The organism is Pseudomonas sp. (assembly GCF_030683065.1).
Lineage (GTDB): Bacteria > Pseudomonadota > Gammaproteobacteria > Pseudomonadales > Pseudomonadaceae > Aquipseudomonas.
On record NZ_JAUXMX010000032.1, the window covers coordinates 44,691 to 58,988 of the forward strand.

The 14,298-nt window shown below is 62.3% G+C and carries 11 protein-coding genes; 6 read left to right on the forward strand and 5 right to left on the reverse strand.

Translation table 11 applies throughout. The features are described 5' to 3' along the window. Positions 1 to 128: 128 nt before the first annotated feature. The 4 genes from ppk2 to Q8K09_RS09870 all read right to left on the reverse strand — a co-directional run bounded on the left by ppk2 (position 129) and on the right by Q8K09_RS09870 (position 5,787). Complete coding sequence (gene ppk2 / locus Q8K09_RS09855) at positions 129 to 947, reverse strand: polyphosphate kinase 2 (protein WP_370869502.1); 819 nt, start codon at positions 945 to 947, stop codon at positions 129 to 131. A gap of 657 nt (positions 948 to 1,604) precedes the next feature. Then, entirely contained in the window at positions 1,605 to 2,981 is a 1,377-nt protein-coding gene (locus Q8K09_RS09860) for a GTPase/DUF3482 domain-containing protein (RefSeq protein ID WP_305254791.1), read from the reverse strand. Positions 2,982 to 3,101: 120 nt separating this feature from the next. Further along, positions 3,102 to 4,490, reverse strand: coding sequence for a DUF2868 domain-containing protein (locus Q8K09_RS09865; protein WP_305254792.1), 1,389 nt, complete (start codon positions 4,488 to 4,490; stop codon positions 3,102 to 3,104). Positions 4,491 to 4,635: 145 nt separating this feature from the next. Beyond that, positions 4,636 to 5,787, reverse strand: a complete 1,152-nt coding sequence (locus Q8K09_RS09870) for a glycerophosphodiester phosphodiesterase (protein ID WP_305254793.1) — start codon at positions 5,785 to 5,787, stop codon at positions 4,636 to 4,638. Between the two features lie 130 nt (positions 5,788 to 5,917). On the opposite strand from Q8K09_RS09870, the gene Q8K09_RS09875 reads away from it, so the two are divergent. The 5 genes from Q8K09_RS09875 (at position 5,918) to Q8K09_RS09895 (ending at position 12,574) form a co-directional block, all read left to right on the forward strand. Further along, positions 5,918 to 6,199 (forward strand): hypothetical protein, encoded by a 282-nt coding sequence (locus tag Q8K09_RS09875; protein ID WP_305254794.1) that lies wholly within the window; start codon positions 5,918 to 5,920, stop codon positions 6,197 to 6,199. Positions 6,200 to 6,333: 134 nt separating this feature from the next. Further along, positions 6,334 to 7,221 carry an Hsp33 family molecular chaperone HslO gene (gene hslO, locus Q8K09_RS09880; RefSeq protein ID WP_305254795.1) on the forward strand — a complete coding sequence of 296 codons (888 nt, stop codon included), beginning with the start codon at positions 6,334 to 6,336 and terminating at the stop codon, positions 7,219 to 7,221. Positions 7,222 to 7,381: 160 nt separating this feature from the next. Beyond that, the gene (locus Q8K09_RS09885) at positions 7,382 to 8,923 is read left to right on the forward strand and encodes a phosphoenolpyruvate carboxykinase (protein WP_305254796.1); all 1,542 of its coding nucleotides are present in this window, start codon (positions 7,382 to 7,384) and stop codon (positions 8,921 to 8,923) included. 236 nt (positions 8,924 to 9,159) lie between these two features. Beyond that, positions 9,160 to 11,097 (forward strand): ATP-dependent DNA helicase RecQ, encoded by a 1,938-nt coding sequence (locus Q8K09_RS09890; RefSeq protein WP_305254797.1) that lies wholly within the window; start codon positions 9,160 to 9,162, stop codon positions 11,095 to 11,097. A gap of 1,132 nt (positions 11,098 to 12,229) precedes the next feature. Beyond that, entirely contained in the window at positions 12,230 to 12,574 is a 345-nt protein-coding gene (locus Q8K09_RS09895; RefSeq protein WP_305254798.1) for a cupin domain-containing protein, read from the forward strand. A 127-nt stretch (positions 12,575 to 12,701) separates the two neighbouring features. Here Q8K09_RS09895 and Q8K09_RS09900 read toward each other — a convergent pair whose 3' ends face one another. Continuing rightward, a complete protein-coding gene (locus tag Q8K09_RS09900) occupies positions 12,702 to 13,193 on the reverse strand; it encodes a hypothetical protein (RefSeq protein WP_305254799.1) in 492 nt (163 codons plus the stop codon). Positions 13,194 to 13,518: 325 nt separating this feature from the next. On the opposite strand from Q8K09_RS09900, the gene Q8K09_RS09905 reads away from it, so the two are divergent. After that, complete coding sequence (locus tag Q8K09_RS09905) at positions 13,519 to 13,944, forward strand: HPF/RaiA family ribosome-associated protein (protein WP_305254842.1); 426 nt, start codon at positions 13,519 to 13,521, stop codon at positions 13,942 to 13,944. Positions 13,945 to 14,298: the final 354 nt, after the last annotated feature.

Consider the following 14,298-nt stretch of genomic DNA (forward strand, 5'->3'; position numbering starts at 1 on the left):
GGTCCTTAAGCAGGCCGTTTGGGGGTGGAATGGCTGTTGTAGCGCAACAGCAGCGCCAGCGCTGCGCTGCCGGTCGCGGCCGAACCCGGGCTGGTACCAACGCTTCAGGTCCAGCCCTTCAGTGCGGATCAGAGAATAGGTAGATCTGCGACCTTTTCGCCGCGCTCATAAACCACATTGGCCCGGCCGACGATCAGGGGATCAAGGCTGTCGATGTTTTGCAGGGCCTTGCCCGTGTAAGGCAGCTTGTGCAGCACATAACGCATGGCGTTCAGGCGCGCGCGCTTCTTGCAGGTGGACTTGATCACCGTCCATGGCGCATCAGCGGTATCGGTGTAGAAGAACATGGCCTCTTTGGCCTTGGTGTAATCGTCCCACTTGTCCAGCGACGCCAGGTCGATCGGGCTGAGTTTCCACTGCTTGAGCGGATGCTTCTCGCGCTCCTTGAAGCGCCGGCGCTGCTCCTTGCGACTGACCGAGAACCAGAACTTGATCAGGTGCACGTTGTTGTGCGCGAGCATGCGCTCGAACTCCGGCGCCTGGCGCATGAACTCCAGGTACTCGGTCTCGGAACAGAAGCCCATCACCCGTTCAACCCCGGCGCGGTTGTACCAGGAACGGTCGAACATGACGATCTCGCCGGCCGTTGGCAAATGCTGTACGTAGCGCTGGAAATACCACTGCCCGCGCTCGACCTCGGTAGGCTTCTCCAGCGCGATAATCCGCGCACCCCGTGGGTTGAGGTGCTCCATAAAGCGCTTGATTGATCCTCCCTTGCCGGCCGCGTCGCGCCCTTCAAATAGAATGACCACCTTTTGCCCGGTGTCCTTGACCCACGCCTGCAATTTGAGCAGCTCGACCTGAAGGTGATACTTCTCATATTCATAGCGCTTGCGCGACATCAGGTTCTTGTACGGGTAACCGCCCTGCCGCCAATCGGGGGCCAACTCGTCATCCGGGTTCGCCGGCTTGGTTGGCTTGGCGGCATCAACCACCAGAGCCTTGCGTAGCGCCTCGGCGTCGTCGCCAGAAAGGCCGCTGATAAAAGTTTCCAGCGTATCGCGCAGTCCCGGAACGTCCTTCTGGTCAACGTGCGCGAGGATGTCTTCAATCGCTACAGCTGTCGAATCGTGTGCCGCCTGGATTGAGTCATGGACCATTTTCTCTTGCAGCTGAGCACCCCCGAGAATGGCTTCACCGGTCGGTTCTGCTGGCACGGACGAGCGACGCGGCCTGCGTGTGACCGCCTCGGGTGTGGCTGGGGCGATGGGAGGGGTTACGGTATCAGCAGAAGTGTCGCTCATGGTCAGCTCTCTAAATGGCGAATTGCGTTGCGCGCGGCATCAATCTTCAGGATTTTCACTCTGCCGCAGATGACAAACATAGACGCAGGTCATGTCCGTCGCAGATTGTCTCAAGCGGTGCCCAACGGCTGTCGCCTTATCGGCTTGGTCTGCGGGCCAAGCGCTTGCCAGGGTATTGATCCATGCCGAAGTCAGCGCTCGCAGCCCTTTGCGCCGCAGGCGTTCGCCTATGCGCGGTACTTAGGCAGACCGGTGATCAACGTCCATGGCGGCGGTTAAACGCCCTTGGCCGCGATCCGGCTAGGCGGCGGCAAGCAGCGTGGCGCTCAGTGCCTCGACCTGCTCCTGGCGTTCCAGCTGTTGCAGGCGCGCGCCAGGATTGAGCGATGACCATTCGGGATGGGCGCGGGCCTTGTGCAGGGCATCGGGCAGTTTGCCCTCGCGCCATAGCGCCTCCTGCGGTGCGGCCAGTTCGAGGGTGCCCATGGCCGCGTGGCCGCGGGCTTCCAGAGCTTGCAGCAACAGTTGCTGGCGCAGGGCGAGCAGGCGCAGTACGGCGTCGTCCACGGTCAGTTCGCGCTGGCCCTTGAGTTTGCCTTTCAGGCGAGCACCGTAGCCGCGCAGGGTCTGTGCGCCGCCGCCGATCAGGGCGCCGAGGGCGGCCGCAGCGCCGAGGGTGACGCCGCCCACCAACAGGTCGATGCCGACCCCGGTGGCCGCGCCAGCGGCCATGCCGCCACCGACCTTGACCCCGAGCTGCCTGAGGGTTTCCGGGTTGAACAAATCGTCGCCCCAGCGGCCATCGAGCAGGGGCACGGCTTCGGCTTTGGCGTCGTCCTGGCGGAAGGCGTAAAGCCGCAGCAAGGCCTCGACGCAACGCTGTTCGCGCTGGCGGATGGTTTCACGCAGTTCGCGGATCGCGCCTTGCTCCAGGGTTGGCTGGGCCGCCACGCTGCGTCGGCAGGCGGCGCAGTCGAGCAGCAGTTCGGCGATCAGCCGGGTGCCGCTGTGACGGCGGGCCTGGCGCTGCACTTGATGGTCGTCGATCAGCTGTTGCAGCTGCGGCCGAGCTTTTTCCTGCAGCAGGGCCAGGCTCTCGTAGAGGCGGCGTTCGCCATCCAGCGGCGGCGCCACGCTGTCGAAGGCGACCCGCGCATGCAGGCCGAGCCGGGCCAGGGCCTGGTACCAGTCGTCTTCGCGGTGCTGGCGACCGGCGACGAAGTTCAGCACCGGCAGCAAGGGCCGGCCGCACATGGTGAGGATCGCCAGTTCATCGCGGTACTTGGCCAGCACTGGCTCGCGGGCGTCGATCACGTAGAGGCCGGCGTCCGAGGCGAGCAATTGGCGCAACACTTTGGCTTCCTGCTCGAAACGCTGGCGCGCCTCGCTGCCATCGAGAAAGCGCGCCAGGCGCGCCGGGCCATCCAGGCGTTCACCGGGGTGGTCGAGGCGCTCCAGGTAGTCGAGCAGGGCGATGGCGTCTTCCAGGCCGGGGGTGTCATACAGCTCCAGCAGCGCCTGGCCGTCCACCGACAGCCGCGCGCCCTCGACATGGCGGGTGGTGCTGGGACGATGCGAGACTTCGCCGAAACCGACGTCGCGGGTCAGGGTGCGCAGCAGCGAGGTCTTGCCGACATTGGTGTGGCCGACCACGGCGAGTTTCAGCGGATTGCTCATCCTAGTGCCCGTGTGCATGTGCAAGGTCTGTGTCGTTCTGGTAGCCCGGATGCAATCCGGGGAGGGTTGCCGGGCCGGATAAAGCTCGCGGATTGCATCCGGGCTACGCATGGGTCGATGTCAATCATGTCCAGTCTCCAGCCAGTGCAACGGGGCGCTGTCACTGTGCGCCAGTTGCAACTGATCCAGTGCCTGGTGCCAGTCGCCGAGGCGTGCGCTGTCCAAGGCTTCGCCGGGTTGCGCCGGCAGCAGCCAGATGCGCGTGGCGGCGGCCGTGCGGGCCAGCTCGCCAAGCAGCGCCAGACTGCCGCGATCCGGCGAGCGGCGCGGATCACAGGCGATCGCCAGGCGTGCCGGCGGGAAGCGGGTGAGTTGTTCGAGCAGACGCTGGCGCTGTTCGCGGCTGTCGATCACCCCTGCATCGCTGATGCCCTGGGCCAGTGCCGGTGGCCAAGGCCGGCGCTCATCCAGTTCGATGGCCACCAGTACGGCGCCCTGGGTGTCTTGTGAGTTGCTGCCGGCGCTTGGCCGCGGCAATTGTGCGGGCGCCGCATCGCATACCCCGAGGCGTTCGCTGCTCGGTTGCAGGCGCTCGCGCAGCAGGCTGTAGCCGGGCAGGCCGACGTCCAGTTGCAGGGCGGCGCAACCGCGGCGCCAGCGCCACAGGCAAAACAAGCCTAGTAGCAGGCGTGGCAGGAGGCCGTAGACCAGCAGCACGCCGACCAGCCAGCCAGCCCAGCTCAGGCGCGCGGCTTCACTGGCCAGGGGATTGTCGCCGCTGGCGCGGATCAGTTCGGCATCCGGCAGGCTGAAGCCGAGCAGTGCCGGTAGTGCGCCGAGGGCCTGGGTCATGGCAATGAAGGTTTCGCCGCCGAGGATGGTGCTTTCCCAGACGAAGCCGTAGCGGCGGGTGGCAAGTAGTATCAGCAGGCTCAACAGTGCCGTCAGCAGGGCCAGCAGCCACAGGCCATGAACCAGCACGCCCAGCCCCCAGCGATTCAGGCGTTGGCGGCGCAGCATGACCAGCAAGGCCGGCGCCAATTGTGCGGCCTGGGCATCGCGGGCGAGCTTCTCACTGAGCCACAACCACAGCCGACCGAGGGCGCCGCTGCTGTCGCGCGCCAGCAGCAGGCCCAAGACCCAGCCGAGTAATAGCAGCAGGTTGAGGCCGAGCAGGCTGCCCAGCGCCCAGAACACATTGACCGGGCGCTGGCCGTCGCCGAGCGCTGCCACTGCCAGGCCGATGCCGCTGAGCAGGGCCAGCAGCAATAGCGCCGCCAGGGCCAGGCGTGCGCCCTGCAGCCAGTGGCGCAGCGCCTGCATCTGTCCATCGCGCTCGGCGAGCAGCAGGGCGCGGGCCTGAATGCGTTCGGCCAGACTGCCGCCGCCGGCTTGGGCGCGACGATTGGCTTCACGGTCGTCCAGTGGGCCGGCATGCTCTTCGCGCAGGCGAATCGCTTCACTGAGCCAGAGGCGCTGGAGTTTGTTCGGAGCAGGGTCGGTGGTCACGCGGCGTCTCGTTGGCCATATCGAACCTGAGCATAACCCTTGGCGTGGGTTGCGAGAAACTCTGATCCGGCCGGCGCTGCCGCAGTCGGCATGCTCTCAGCGCCAGCCTGCAATGTGCAGTCAATCGCTATTCTCGGGCAGTCACCTAGGGTTCCTCGCGCAAGCGCACGGCACTATCCGGCTGGTCGATAAACAGGCCGTCGATACCCGCATCGAGAAAGACGCGAATTTCCGCCGCCAGATCGCCCTTGGCCTGCGGATCGTCGTTGCTGCGCAGATCGACGGGTAGAAAGCTGTTTTCCGCGCGGAAGGTGTAAGGGTGCACCTTGAGCCCGGCGGCATGTGCGCGGCTGACGAGCTGGGTGGTATTGGCCGGATCAAGGCTGCCATCGGCATCACGCGCGATGACCATGTTTTTTTCCGGGCCAATAGCGGCGGCATAGCGGGCGATGGCCTCTAGACCGGCCGGTGTGATCATCTGCGTATAGCTCAGCGTGTTGCCCTGCAACTGCTGGTCGTAGGGCTGGCCTTCGAACCACAGCAGCTGCACCAGGGGCAGCGGTGTCAGGCGGCTGAGGGTCTTGAGGTTGTCCACCTCGAACGACTGGATAAACACCGGCGCCTCGGCGCTGTCGTAGCCGTTGCGCTTGAGTACCTCCACCAGCGGCGCTTCCATGGCCAGGCCCAACTGCTGGAAGTGGCTCGGGTGTTTGGTTTCCGGGTACAGGCCGATCACCCGCTGCTGGCTGAGTTGCAGGTTTTTAACCAGGTCGATGATCTCCTGCAGGGTTGGCACCTCGAAATGGCCGTCCAGCCGCGTGTTGTCGGGGCGGATCTGCGGGATGCGCTCGATGGCGCGCAGGGTCTTCAGTTCGGTCAGGCTGAAATCTTCGCTGAACCAGCCGTGCATGCTCGCCCCGTCGACCATTTGGGTGCGCTGACGGTCGCTGAACTCGGGGTGCTGGGCGACGTCGGTGGTCAGGCTCAGTTCGTTGTCGTGGCGGGCCACCAGTTGCCCGTCTTTCGTCATTACCAGATCCATCTCGATGTAGTCGGCGCCTTGCAGAATGGCCAGGGCATAGGCGCTGAGGGTGTGCTCGGGCACATAACCGCTGGCGCCGCGGTGGGCGATGATCAGTGGTTGGGCTTTGCTGGTGGGTTTGCCGGTGTGCAGATGCGGTTGCTGCCTGGCCCAGTCGATGGCGGCTTGCACGTTGTCGGTGGTGGCCGGAGTCGCAGTGGCCAGTAGAGGTGTCAGCAGGCTGGCACAAAGTAGTGTGCGGGCGCTCTGGAACATGGCGGCATCTCCTTGTGCGGGATCTTGGGCCCCCAGTATGCACCGGCGAAGGTGACGACCCGGCAGCCCGGGTGAGATGAACCGCGGTGAAATGCGCTCATGTGCGGGCATACGCGTGCACGTGATCGTCATGGCGCTCGATATTCATATCGCCGCGGCGTGCCGCGAGCGGCTGGCGCTGCCTGCGCCGAGTGACGGGGAAGGTGCCGTGATCCGCTGGCCATTGGCGCGCCCCTCGACCCTGCATTTTTTCATCAAGGCAGCAGCGTGGCAGATCAGCAAAGGGCGCAGGCGCCATTGGCTGTGGAGGAACGTACTGGGCATGGCGCCGCTCCCTGGTCGAACTAATCATGTACCTTCCCGGGCGGTGCGCATTTTTAGAGAAGTTGACTGGGGTTTGCGTGTGGCTTGACGGGCAAATTGCTCAAGGCCGGCTCATCAATCTGGCCGCGCGCAGTGGCCATTCGACGCACAGCCCTTGGTTAGGCCGGCATTTGTGCATAAAATCGCCAGCCTTTCGCAGTTCCCCTTGCAGGCGAGCCCGCTATGCCCGATTTCACCCAACGTTTTCTGTTCGACGACACCGACATTCGCGGCGAGTTGGTCGTCCTGGGCGACAGTTACCAGCACGTGCTGGCTAAACACGACTACCCGCAGCCGGTCGAGCAATTGCTTGGCGAGCTGCTGGCCGCTGCATCCCTGCTGGTTGGCACCCTGAAGTTCGACGGCCTGCTGATTCTGCAGGCGCGCTCATCCGGTGCGCTGCCGTTGTTGATGGTCGAATGCTCCAGCGCCGGTGAGCTGCGCGGTATCGCGCGCTACCATGCCGAGCAAATTGGTGCTGATGCCGGCCTGGCCGAGCTGATGCCCGATGGCGTGCTGGCGATGACTATTGATCCGACTCAGGGTCAGCGTTATCAAGGCATCGTCGACCTGGATGGCGTTACATTGAGCGATTGCCTGTCCAACTATTTCGCCATGTCCGAACAATTGGCGACCCGCTTCTGGCTGTGCGCAGACGGTCAGCGCGCCCGCGGCCTGCTGCTCCAGCAGCTGCCCGCCGACCGGCTGACCGATCCAGACGAGCGCGAGGCCAGTTGGCAGCATGTGGCGACCCTGGCCGGCACCTTGAGCAACGAAGAGTTGCTCGGCTTGGACAATGAAACCCTGCTGCATCGTCTCTACCACGAAGAACCGCTGCGCCTGTTTGAGCCGCGCACGCTGCAATTTCGCTGCAGCTGCTCGCGCGAGCGATCGGCCAGCGCGCTGGTAAGTTTGGGTGAGACCGATGCCGAACTCCTGCTTAGCGAGAATGCCGGCGAAGTGGTGATCGACTGCCAGTTCTGCAATCAGCGCTATGCATTCGACGCTGCTGACATCGCTCAGTTGTTCGCCGGGGGCGGTAGCGAAGAGCCTGCGGATACCCGCCACTAGGCCTGATAGTGTTCGTCTATCGATCCGCTTAGCGGATCGGATGCTGCCAAGGCATAGCCTTTCTGGCATACTCCGGCGACTTTTTTCTCGCTGTAGTAGTGTTTTTGCTTTTACTACAAAACGTTTGGAAGACTCGGCCCTTTGGCCGACGGGGACCCACATGACGCAAGCTAACAACGCCGTGTACACCGATATCAGCGCAGCACAACTGGTCGAAGAAGCCATCCGCCGCGGTGAGGGCGAACTGGCCGCCAGTGGCGCCCTGGTTGTACGTACCGGGCACCGCACCGGTCGTTCACCAGCTGATCGGTTTATCGTCCAAGAGCCAAGCACTGAGGCGCAGATCGCCTGGGGCCCGATCAACCGTCCGTTCCCGGCAGACAAATTCGATGCCCTGTGGGACCGTGTTGAGGAATTCAATCGGAACCAGGATTTCTTCGTTTCCCATGTCCACGTAGGTTCCGCTGAGGAACATTACCTGGCAGTGAAGATGACCACGGCCACGGCCTGGCAGAACCTGTTTGGTCGTCAGCTGTTCATTAATCCAGAAACCTACAACCCGGCCGGCAAGGACGAGTGGAAGGTGCTCAATGTGGCCAACTTCGAGTGCGTGCCTGAGCGTGACGGCACCAACTCCGACGGCTGTGTGATCATCAACTTCGCCGCCAAGAAGGTCCTGCTGGCCGGCATGCGTTACGCCGGTGAGATGAAGAAAGCCATGTTCTCGGTGCAGAACTTCCTGCTCCCGGAAAAAGACGTATTGCCAATGCATTGCGCCGCCAATATCGGCGAAGAGGGCGATGTGACCCTGTTCTTCGGCCTGTCCGGCACCGGCAAGACCACCCTGTCAGCCGACGAGTCGCGCTACCTGATCGGCGACGACGAGCACGGTTGGGGCGAAGGCGTGGTGTTCAATATCGAAGGCGGTTGCTATGCCAAGTGCATCGACCTGTCCGAGAAGAATGAGCCGGTGATCTGGAAAGCCATCCAGTTTGGCACCGTGCTGGAAAACGTCGTTCTCAACGAGGAGCGCGTGCCGGATTACACCGACGACAGCCTGACTCAAAACAGCCGCGCCGCCTACCCGCTGGAGTTCGTTGAGAAGCGCTCCGAGAAGAACCTGGGTGGCGAGCCCAATGCGGTGATCTTCCTGACCTGCGACCTGACCGGCGTACTGCCACCCGTGTCGATCCTCAACGAAGAGCAGGCGGCTTACCACTTCCTGTCCGGTTACACCGCGCTGGTAGGCTCCACCGAAATGGGCAGCGGCAGCGGCATCAAGTCGACGTTCTCCACGTGCTTCGGCGCGCCGTTCTTCCCGCGTCCGGCTGGTGTGTACGCTGAGCTGCTGATCAAGCGCATCCAAGGCTTCGGCTCCAAGGTCTACCTGGTCAACACCGGCTGGACCGGCGGTGGCTACGGTGTCGGCAAGCGCTTCAACATCCCAACCACTCGCGGCGTGATCGCGGCGATCCAGAGTGGCGCGCTGATTGGCACCGAGACCGAATTGTTGCCAATCATCAACCTGAGCGTGCCGACTTCGGTACCGGGCGTCGATACCAACCTGCTCAACCCGCGCAACACCTGGGCTGATCAGAACGCCTACGACGAAGCCGCCAAAGGCCTGGCCAAGCTGTTCGTCGAAAACTTCCAGAAGTTCGATGTAAGCGACGCCATCAAACAGGCCGGCCCGCAGCTCTAAGCTGTAGCCGAGTCCTTGGACAAAGCCGCCTTCGGGCGGCTTTGTCGTTATTGCGCAGGCGCGCGGATCCTTGTAGGAGCCAGCTTGCTGGCGATCCTTGCAGCCGCGCAGGGCGTACGCGAGCAGCACACCAGTTCTCCTGTGCCCGGGCGGCGGTGCGTTCGGCGCACCCTACCCAAGACACCCTCACCGCGCTATGGTCACAGGCCATTCAGCGGTCAATGGAGTGACAGCTCATGTACACCACACTCGAACGTGTTTTCGGCTTCAAGCAGCTGCGCCCCGGCCAAGAGGCGGCGATCAGTGCCGTGCTGGCCGGGCGCTCGGCGGCGGCGATTTTCCCCACCGGTTCGGGCAAGTCGCTGTGCTACCAGCTGTCGGCGCTGCACCTGCCGCACCTGACCGTGGTGGTCTCGCCATTGTTGGCGCTGATGCAGGATCAGCTGGCATTTTTGCATGCCCGAGGTATCAGCGCCGCCAGCATCGACTCGGCGCAGAGCCGCGAAGATGCCAGTGCGGTAATGGCCAAGGCCAAATCCGGTGAGCTGAAGATTCTGATGATCTCGGTCGAGCGCCTGAAAAACGAACGCTTCCGCAACTTCATCAGCCAGGTGCCGATTTCCCTGCTGGTGATCGACGAAGCCCACTGCATCTCCGAGTGGGGCCACAACTTCCGTCCCGACTACCTCAAGCTGCCCGACTACCAGCGTCAGTTCGGCATTCCCCAAGTGCTGCTGCTCACCGCCACCGCCACACCGCCGGTGATCGCCGACATGCAGGCCAAGTTCGCCATCGCCCCGGCGGACGTGGTTACCACCGGCTTCTACCGGCCTAACCTCAACCTGCTGGTCGAGCCGGTCAGCGGCGCCGACAAACAGCGCCGGTTGGTAGAGTGGCTGGGTGCCAAGGCCGGGCAGCCGAGCATCGTCTACGTGACCCAGCAGAAAACTGCCGAGCAGGTTGCCGAACGCCTGAGCCAGTGCGGTATCGCTGCCAGCGCCTACCATGCCGGCATGGCCCATGAGGCCCGCGAGTCGATCCAGCGCCGCTTCATGGCGGGGCAGATCAACTGCATCGTCGCCACCATCGCCTTCGGCATGGGCATCGACAAGAGCGATATTCGCAACGTGGTGCACTTCGACCTGCCCAAGTCGATCGAGAACTACAGCCAGGAGATCGGCCGTGCCGGGCGCGACGGCCAGCCGTCTGATTGTCTGGTGCTGGCCAACCGCGACAGCCTCAACGTGCTGGAAAACTTCGTTTATGGCGACACGCCCGAGCAGCTAGGCATCCGCTGCGTGCTCGATGAGCTGCTGGCGAACAGCCAGGGCGGGCAATGGGAGTTGATGCTCAATGCCCTGTCCGAACAGAGCAATATCCGCCAACTGCCGCTGAAAACCCTGCTGGTACAGCTGGAACTGCGCGGCATCATCGCCCCACGCTACGCCTACTTCGCCGAATACCGCTTCAAGTACCTGCTCGAACCCGAGGCCCTGCTGGCCAAGTTTGACGGCGAGCGGCGCCAGTTCGTCGAAGCCATCCTCAACAGCTCACAACGCGCCCGCACCTGGTGCACCCTGGACTTCGATGCGCTCTACCAGCAGCACCAGGCCGAGCGCGGAAGGGTGATCAAGGCGCTGGACTACTTCCAGGAAAAGGGCTGGATCGAGCTGGAAAGCAAACAGATGACCGAGGTCTATGCACTGCTCGACCCAGACTTCGAGCCTGCGGCCTTAAGCGCCGAACTGCATGACTATTTCAGCCAGCAAGAGGCCAGTGAGATTCGCCGCATTCACGCCATGCTCGCGCTGTTTGCCAGCGAGCAATGCCTGAGCCAGCGCCTGGCTGTCTACTTCGGTGACGCCAATGCGCCGCAGCAGTGCGGGCATTGTTCGGTGTGTCGTGGGCAGGTCGCCCACCTACCGGAGCCGCCGCCACTGCCCGCATTGGCCGAGCATGACCTGCAACAGCTATGCAGCAGCTTTATCCAGCGCCACGCCGAGCTGAAAGGCCACACCCCAAGCGGCGAATGCCTGACCCGCTTCCTCTGCGGCATTAGCGTGCCGTTGTTCACCAAGCTCAAGGCACGCCAGCTCGGCGGCTTCTCAGTCTTGGCGGATTATCCCTATGCCGAGGTGCGTACCTGGGCCGAGCAGCAACTGGCCACGCACTGACGCCACCAGATGCGGCAGCAGTTGGTGCGCACGGCGCACCCTACGTGAGTAGGGTGCTGGGCCATGCTGTCGATGCCTCGCCGCAGCCCCTTAATCGCCACTCTTATGCGGGCTTGTACCGTTCGGTAGGGTGCGTCGTGCGCACCGCAGGCAACACGCGGTTGCTGCCTAGAACACCGCCCGCGTGAGTAGGGTGCTGAGCCATGCTGTCGATGCCACGCCGCAGACCCTGAATCGCCACTCTGATGCTGGCCTTTGCGGTTCGGTAGGGTGCGCCGTGCGCACCGCAGGCGGAACACGGTTGCTGCGCAGGGCACGGTCTATTTGGGTACGGCGCCGCGTTGGACGGTATCCCCGAGCAAAATCATGGCCGTGCACAACGCACTTCATCCTGATGCTGGATCAGGATGAAGTGCGTCAAGGGGAAGGAGAGAATCAGAATCGAGGCGGCGCTGGTAAGGGTCAGTGGCCGTCCCGGATTTTTCTGATGCACGCCCCTTGCGGGGCGCTGGATCTGTGTTGTTGGCCGCCTGGACGAGTTCCAGGATGTTGCGTTGGGTCGCCATGCTCTGCAGTTGAACGGATATTCGTTAGCGCTATGGCTATCTATCCTGGCCTATGGCCGGGTGTTGCCGTACTCCTGTTTCGCCTTGTGCGATTTAACCCCTACGCGAACTGCGGCATTACGCGCTAAGCGCGCAGATGGGTTGCCATCATGTGTTGTTGACCTGCACCCACGGCCGGATATTTCGACTCCATGGTTACACGTGCATTCTGCACATTGACGCTGTGGCCAGCGTGCAGAACCACGCGGGTGCTGACTAGGGGACAAGTGATACTGCGTGTCGTCATTCGCTTTAGCCCTCCTTGTTGCTGATCTGAATCATAAGATAGTCCGGTTTCTTGCGAGACGTTTAGTACATGTGGCGATAAAACCAAATGCCTCAGGAATGAACGGGCATAAACCCCGCCAGCGCTGGCGTGTGGCATGCGATGGGGCGCCGCGATGAGGGGTCGTCACGCTCAAACAGCGCGTTTCCAGGCATTTATGGGTCGACTTCAGGCATCCACGCAGGCGCCAGACGCTCTAGGTTAGGCAGGTGTTATTTCAGCCGAACAACTTGGAGCAGACATGCCTAACCCGATTACCGTTCTTCGCGACACCACCCCTATGCCGCTGCTCGATGCCTGCAAGTGGGAAAAACTGGCCGGCGACCCGCATACCGTCAACCTCAACGCCTACACCTCGGAAGACGGCAGCAAGATCATGGGCACCTGGATCTGCACCCCTGGCAAATGGCGGGTCGCCTACGAGAAGTGGGAGTACTGCCACTTCCAAGAAGGCTACTGCATCATCACGCCGGATGGTCAGGCGCCGATCCACCTCAAGGCCGGCGATATTTTCATCGTTGAGCCGGGCATGTGCGGCACCTGGGAAGTGGTTGAGACGGTGCGCAAATACTTTGTCTTCGCCTGACAAACAATTGCGTAAAGCAATGCCGCCAAGCCAGGCGCGTATGTAGGTTGGCGTTGAGCGCAGCGATAGCCAACAAGGTTTACCCGGCCACTTGATTGCCGGCGGGTAGCGTTGCGCTCAATCGCTCCTACGCAGTGGCCAGAACCTCGGGCGCGCTTGCTTCTTCATTCGCCAGCCGTTGCAGGTAGATGGCGAAGTCCGGGTCTTCCCCGCGCAGTAGTTGTGGCAGCCGTTCGCGAAAATCCTCGCGCCGGCTCCACTCGCGCATGTAGTCCTCCCAGGAGTGCCAGCGACGCTGCTTCTTCTCGTCCATGTCGGGCGCATAAATCAGCAGATAGGCACGCTCGAACAGCGAGATGAGCATGTCGAAGATCAGCAGCATTCGTTCGCGTTGTTCGTCGGTCAAGTCAGCCGTCGCATGTTGACTGCGCAGCTTCAGATCCGGGTTGGCCAGCACCACTTCAAGGAAGTCGATATAGGCATCGGAGATCTGTTGCCAGGTGGCTTCCTGCTCATTCGCGCGCGCCTTGCGCTGTTCGACAAGGAATACCCCAATTGCGAAGGGCAAGGCCACCACGGTGACGATGTAAGACAGCAGCTCCCAGGTTTCGAGGGTCATATCCATGCCTTTGGGTTGTAGCGGGTCGAGCAAGCAACATCGACTGTGCCGCATGCGTGGCGGCGCTCTGCTCCCAGCATCATTTACCTCCTCATACAGGCGATAGGGGTTGCCTTCCACGCCGGGCATTGTCATAAATGTCCTGTGGCAATGTGAAGGAGCGAATCCAGAGCACCCCCTGTAGACTCAGGTTAATACAGGGCTGAGCATACGCAGTTGCAGCGTCGCAGAATGTGGTCTTTGTCAGCGCCGCAACGACAAAGTCCGGAACCTCGACGTCATGTCAGCCCTCGAAGGTACAGACCCGTCAGAAGCGAGGAATACCATGCAAATTCATGTGAGAAGCAACCATATCGAAGGAAGTGTCCGGCTTCAGGAGTGGGTAAGCGCAACAGTGGCCGAGCGACTTGACCGTTTTGAAGATTTTCTCACTCGTGTTGAAGTGCATGTCAGCGACGAAAACGGCAACAAGGCCGGTGCCGACGACAAGCGCTGCCAGATCGAAGCACGGCCCAAGGGCCATCAAGCTATTTCTGTCACCTACAAAGCATCCTCACTTGTACAGGCCGTGGATGGCGCCACTGAAAAAATGCGCAATGCCCTCGACCACATGGTCGGCAAGCTGGAGGTCCGGGCCGTCTCCACCGGGCACATCGACGACCCACGTCTGAGCGAAGACCCCGAGCAAGTCACCGAGGCCCTGCTGCTGGAAGAGTTCCTAGCCAAAGAAGAAGCCCTCAGCCGGAGTTAAGCCGCTGACATTCGCTGAGTTCTGAATGATTTCATAAGGGGTTGCCATGCATGCATGGCAACCCCTTTAAGGTTGTGCAGGCGCGCACTCCGTCAAACCAGCTCGTAACCAATCCCCCCTTTTTTTGCAAACACGGCGCTGCTGTTGCTCGGCGGCGTAACAACACTCCCGTGAGCCTCTGGCTGTGGACCGAAATGAATCGTGGTCTGCTCCCTTTGTAGGCATCCCGTATTTGGCGAGTTACGATCTTCGCGCCGGGCGCTGTGGCTGGCTGGTGAATGGCCGTAGCTGCTGCTCTGCCGGGGCATGCGGCTCTTCGGCAGGAGGGCACTGCCAGCGTCTACCCTGTTATCT

Excerpts from the sequence above, each read along its gene's own strand:
- Q8K09_RS09860 (WP_305254791.1), bottom strand. The coding sequence starts at position 2,981 with ATGAGCAATCCGCTGAAACTCGCCGTGGTCGGCCACACCAATGTCGGC.
- Q8K09_RS09870 (WP_305254793.1), bottom strand. The coding sequence starts at position 5,787 with ATGTTCCAGAGCGCCCGCACACTACTTTGTGCCAGCCTGCTGACACCT.
- Q8K09_RS09875 (WP_305254794.1), top strand. The coding sequence starts at position 5,918 with ATGGCGCTCGATATTCATATCGCCGCGGCGTGCCGCGAGCGGCTGGCG.
- hslO (WP_305254795.1), top strand. The coding sequence starts at position 6,334 with ATGCCCGATTTCACCCAACGTTTTCTGTTCGACGACACCGACATTCGC.
- Q8K09_RS09885 (WP_305254796.1), top strand. The coding sequence starts at position 7,382 with ATGACGCAAGCTAACAACGCCGTGTACACCGATATCAGCGCAGCACAA.
- Q8K09_RS09890 (WP_305254797.1), top strand. The coding sequence starts at position 9,160 with ATGTACACCACACTCGAACGTGTTTTCGGCTTCAAGCAGCTGCGCCCC.
- Q8K09_RS09895 (WP_305254798.1), top strand. The coding sequence starts at position 12,230 with ATGCCTAACCCGATTACCGTTCTTCGCGACACCACCCCTATGCCGCTG.
- Q8K09_RS09900 (WP_305254799.1), bottom strand. The coding sequence starts at position 13,193 with ATGACCCTCGAAACCTGGGAGCTGCTGTCTTACATCGTCACCGTGGTG.
- Q8K09_RS09905 (WP_305254842.1), top strand. The coding sequence starts at position 13,519 with ATGCAAATTCATGTGAGAAGCAACCATATCGAAGGAAGTGTCCGGCTT.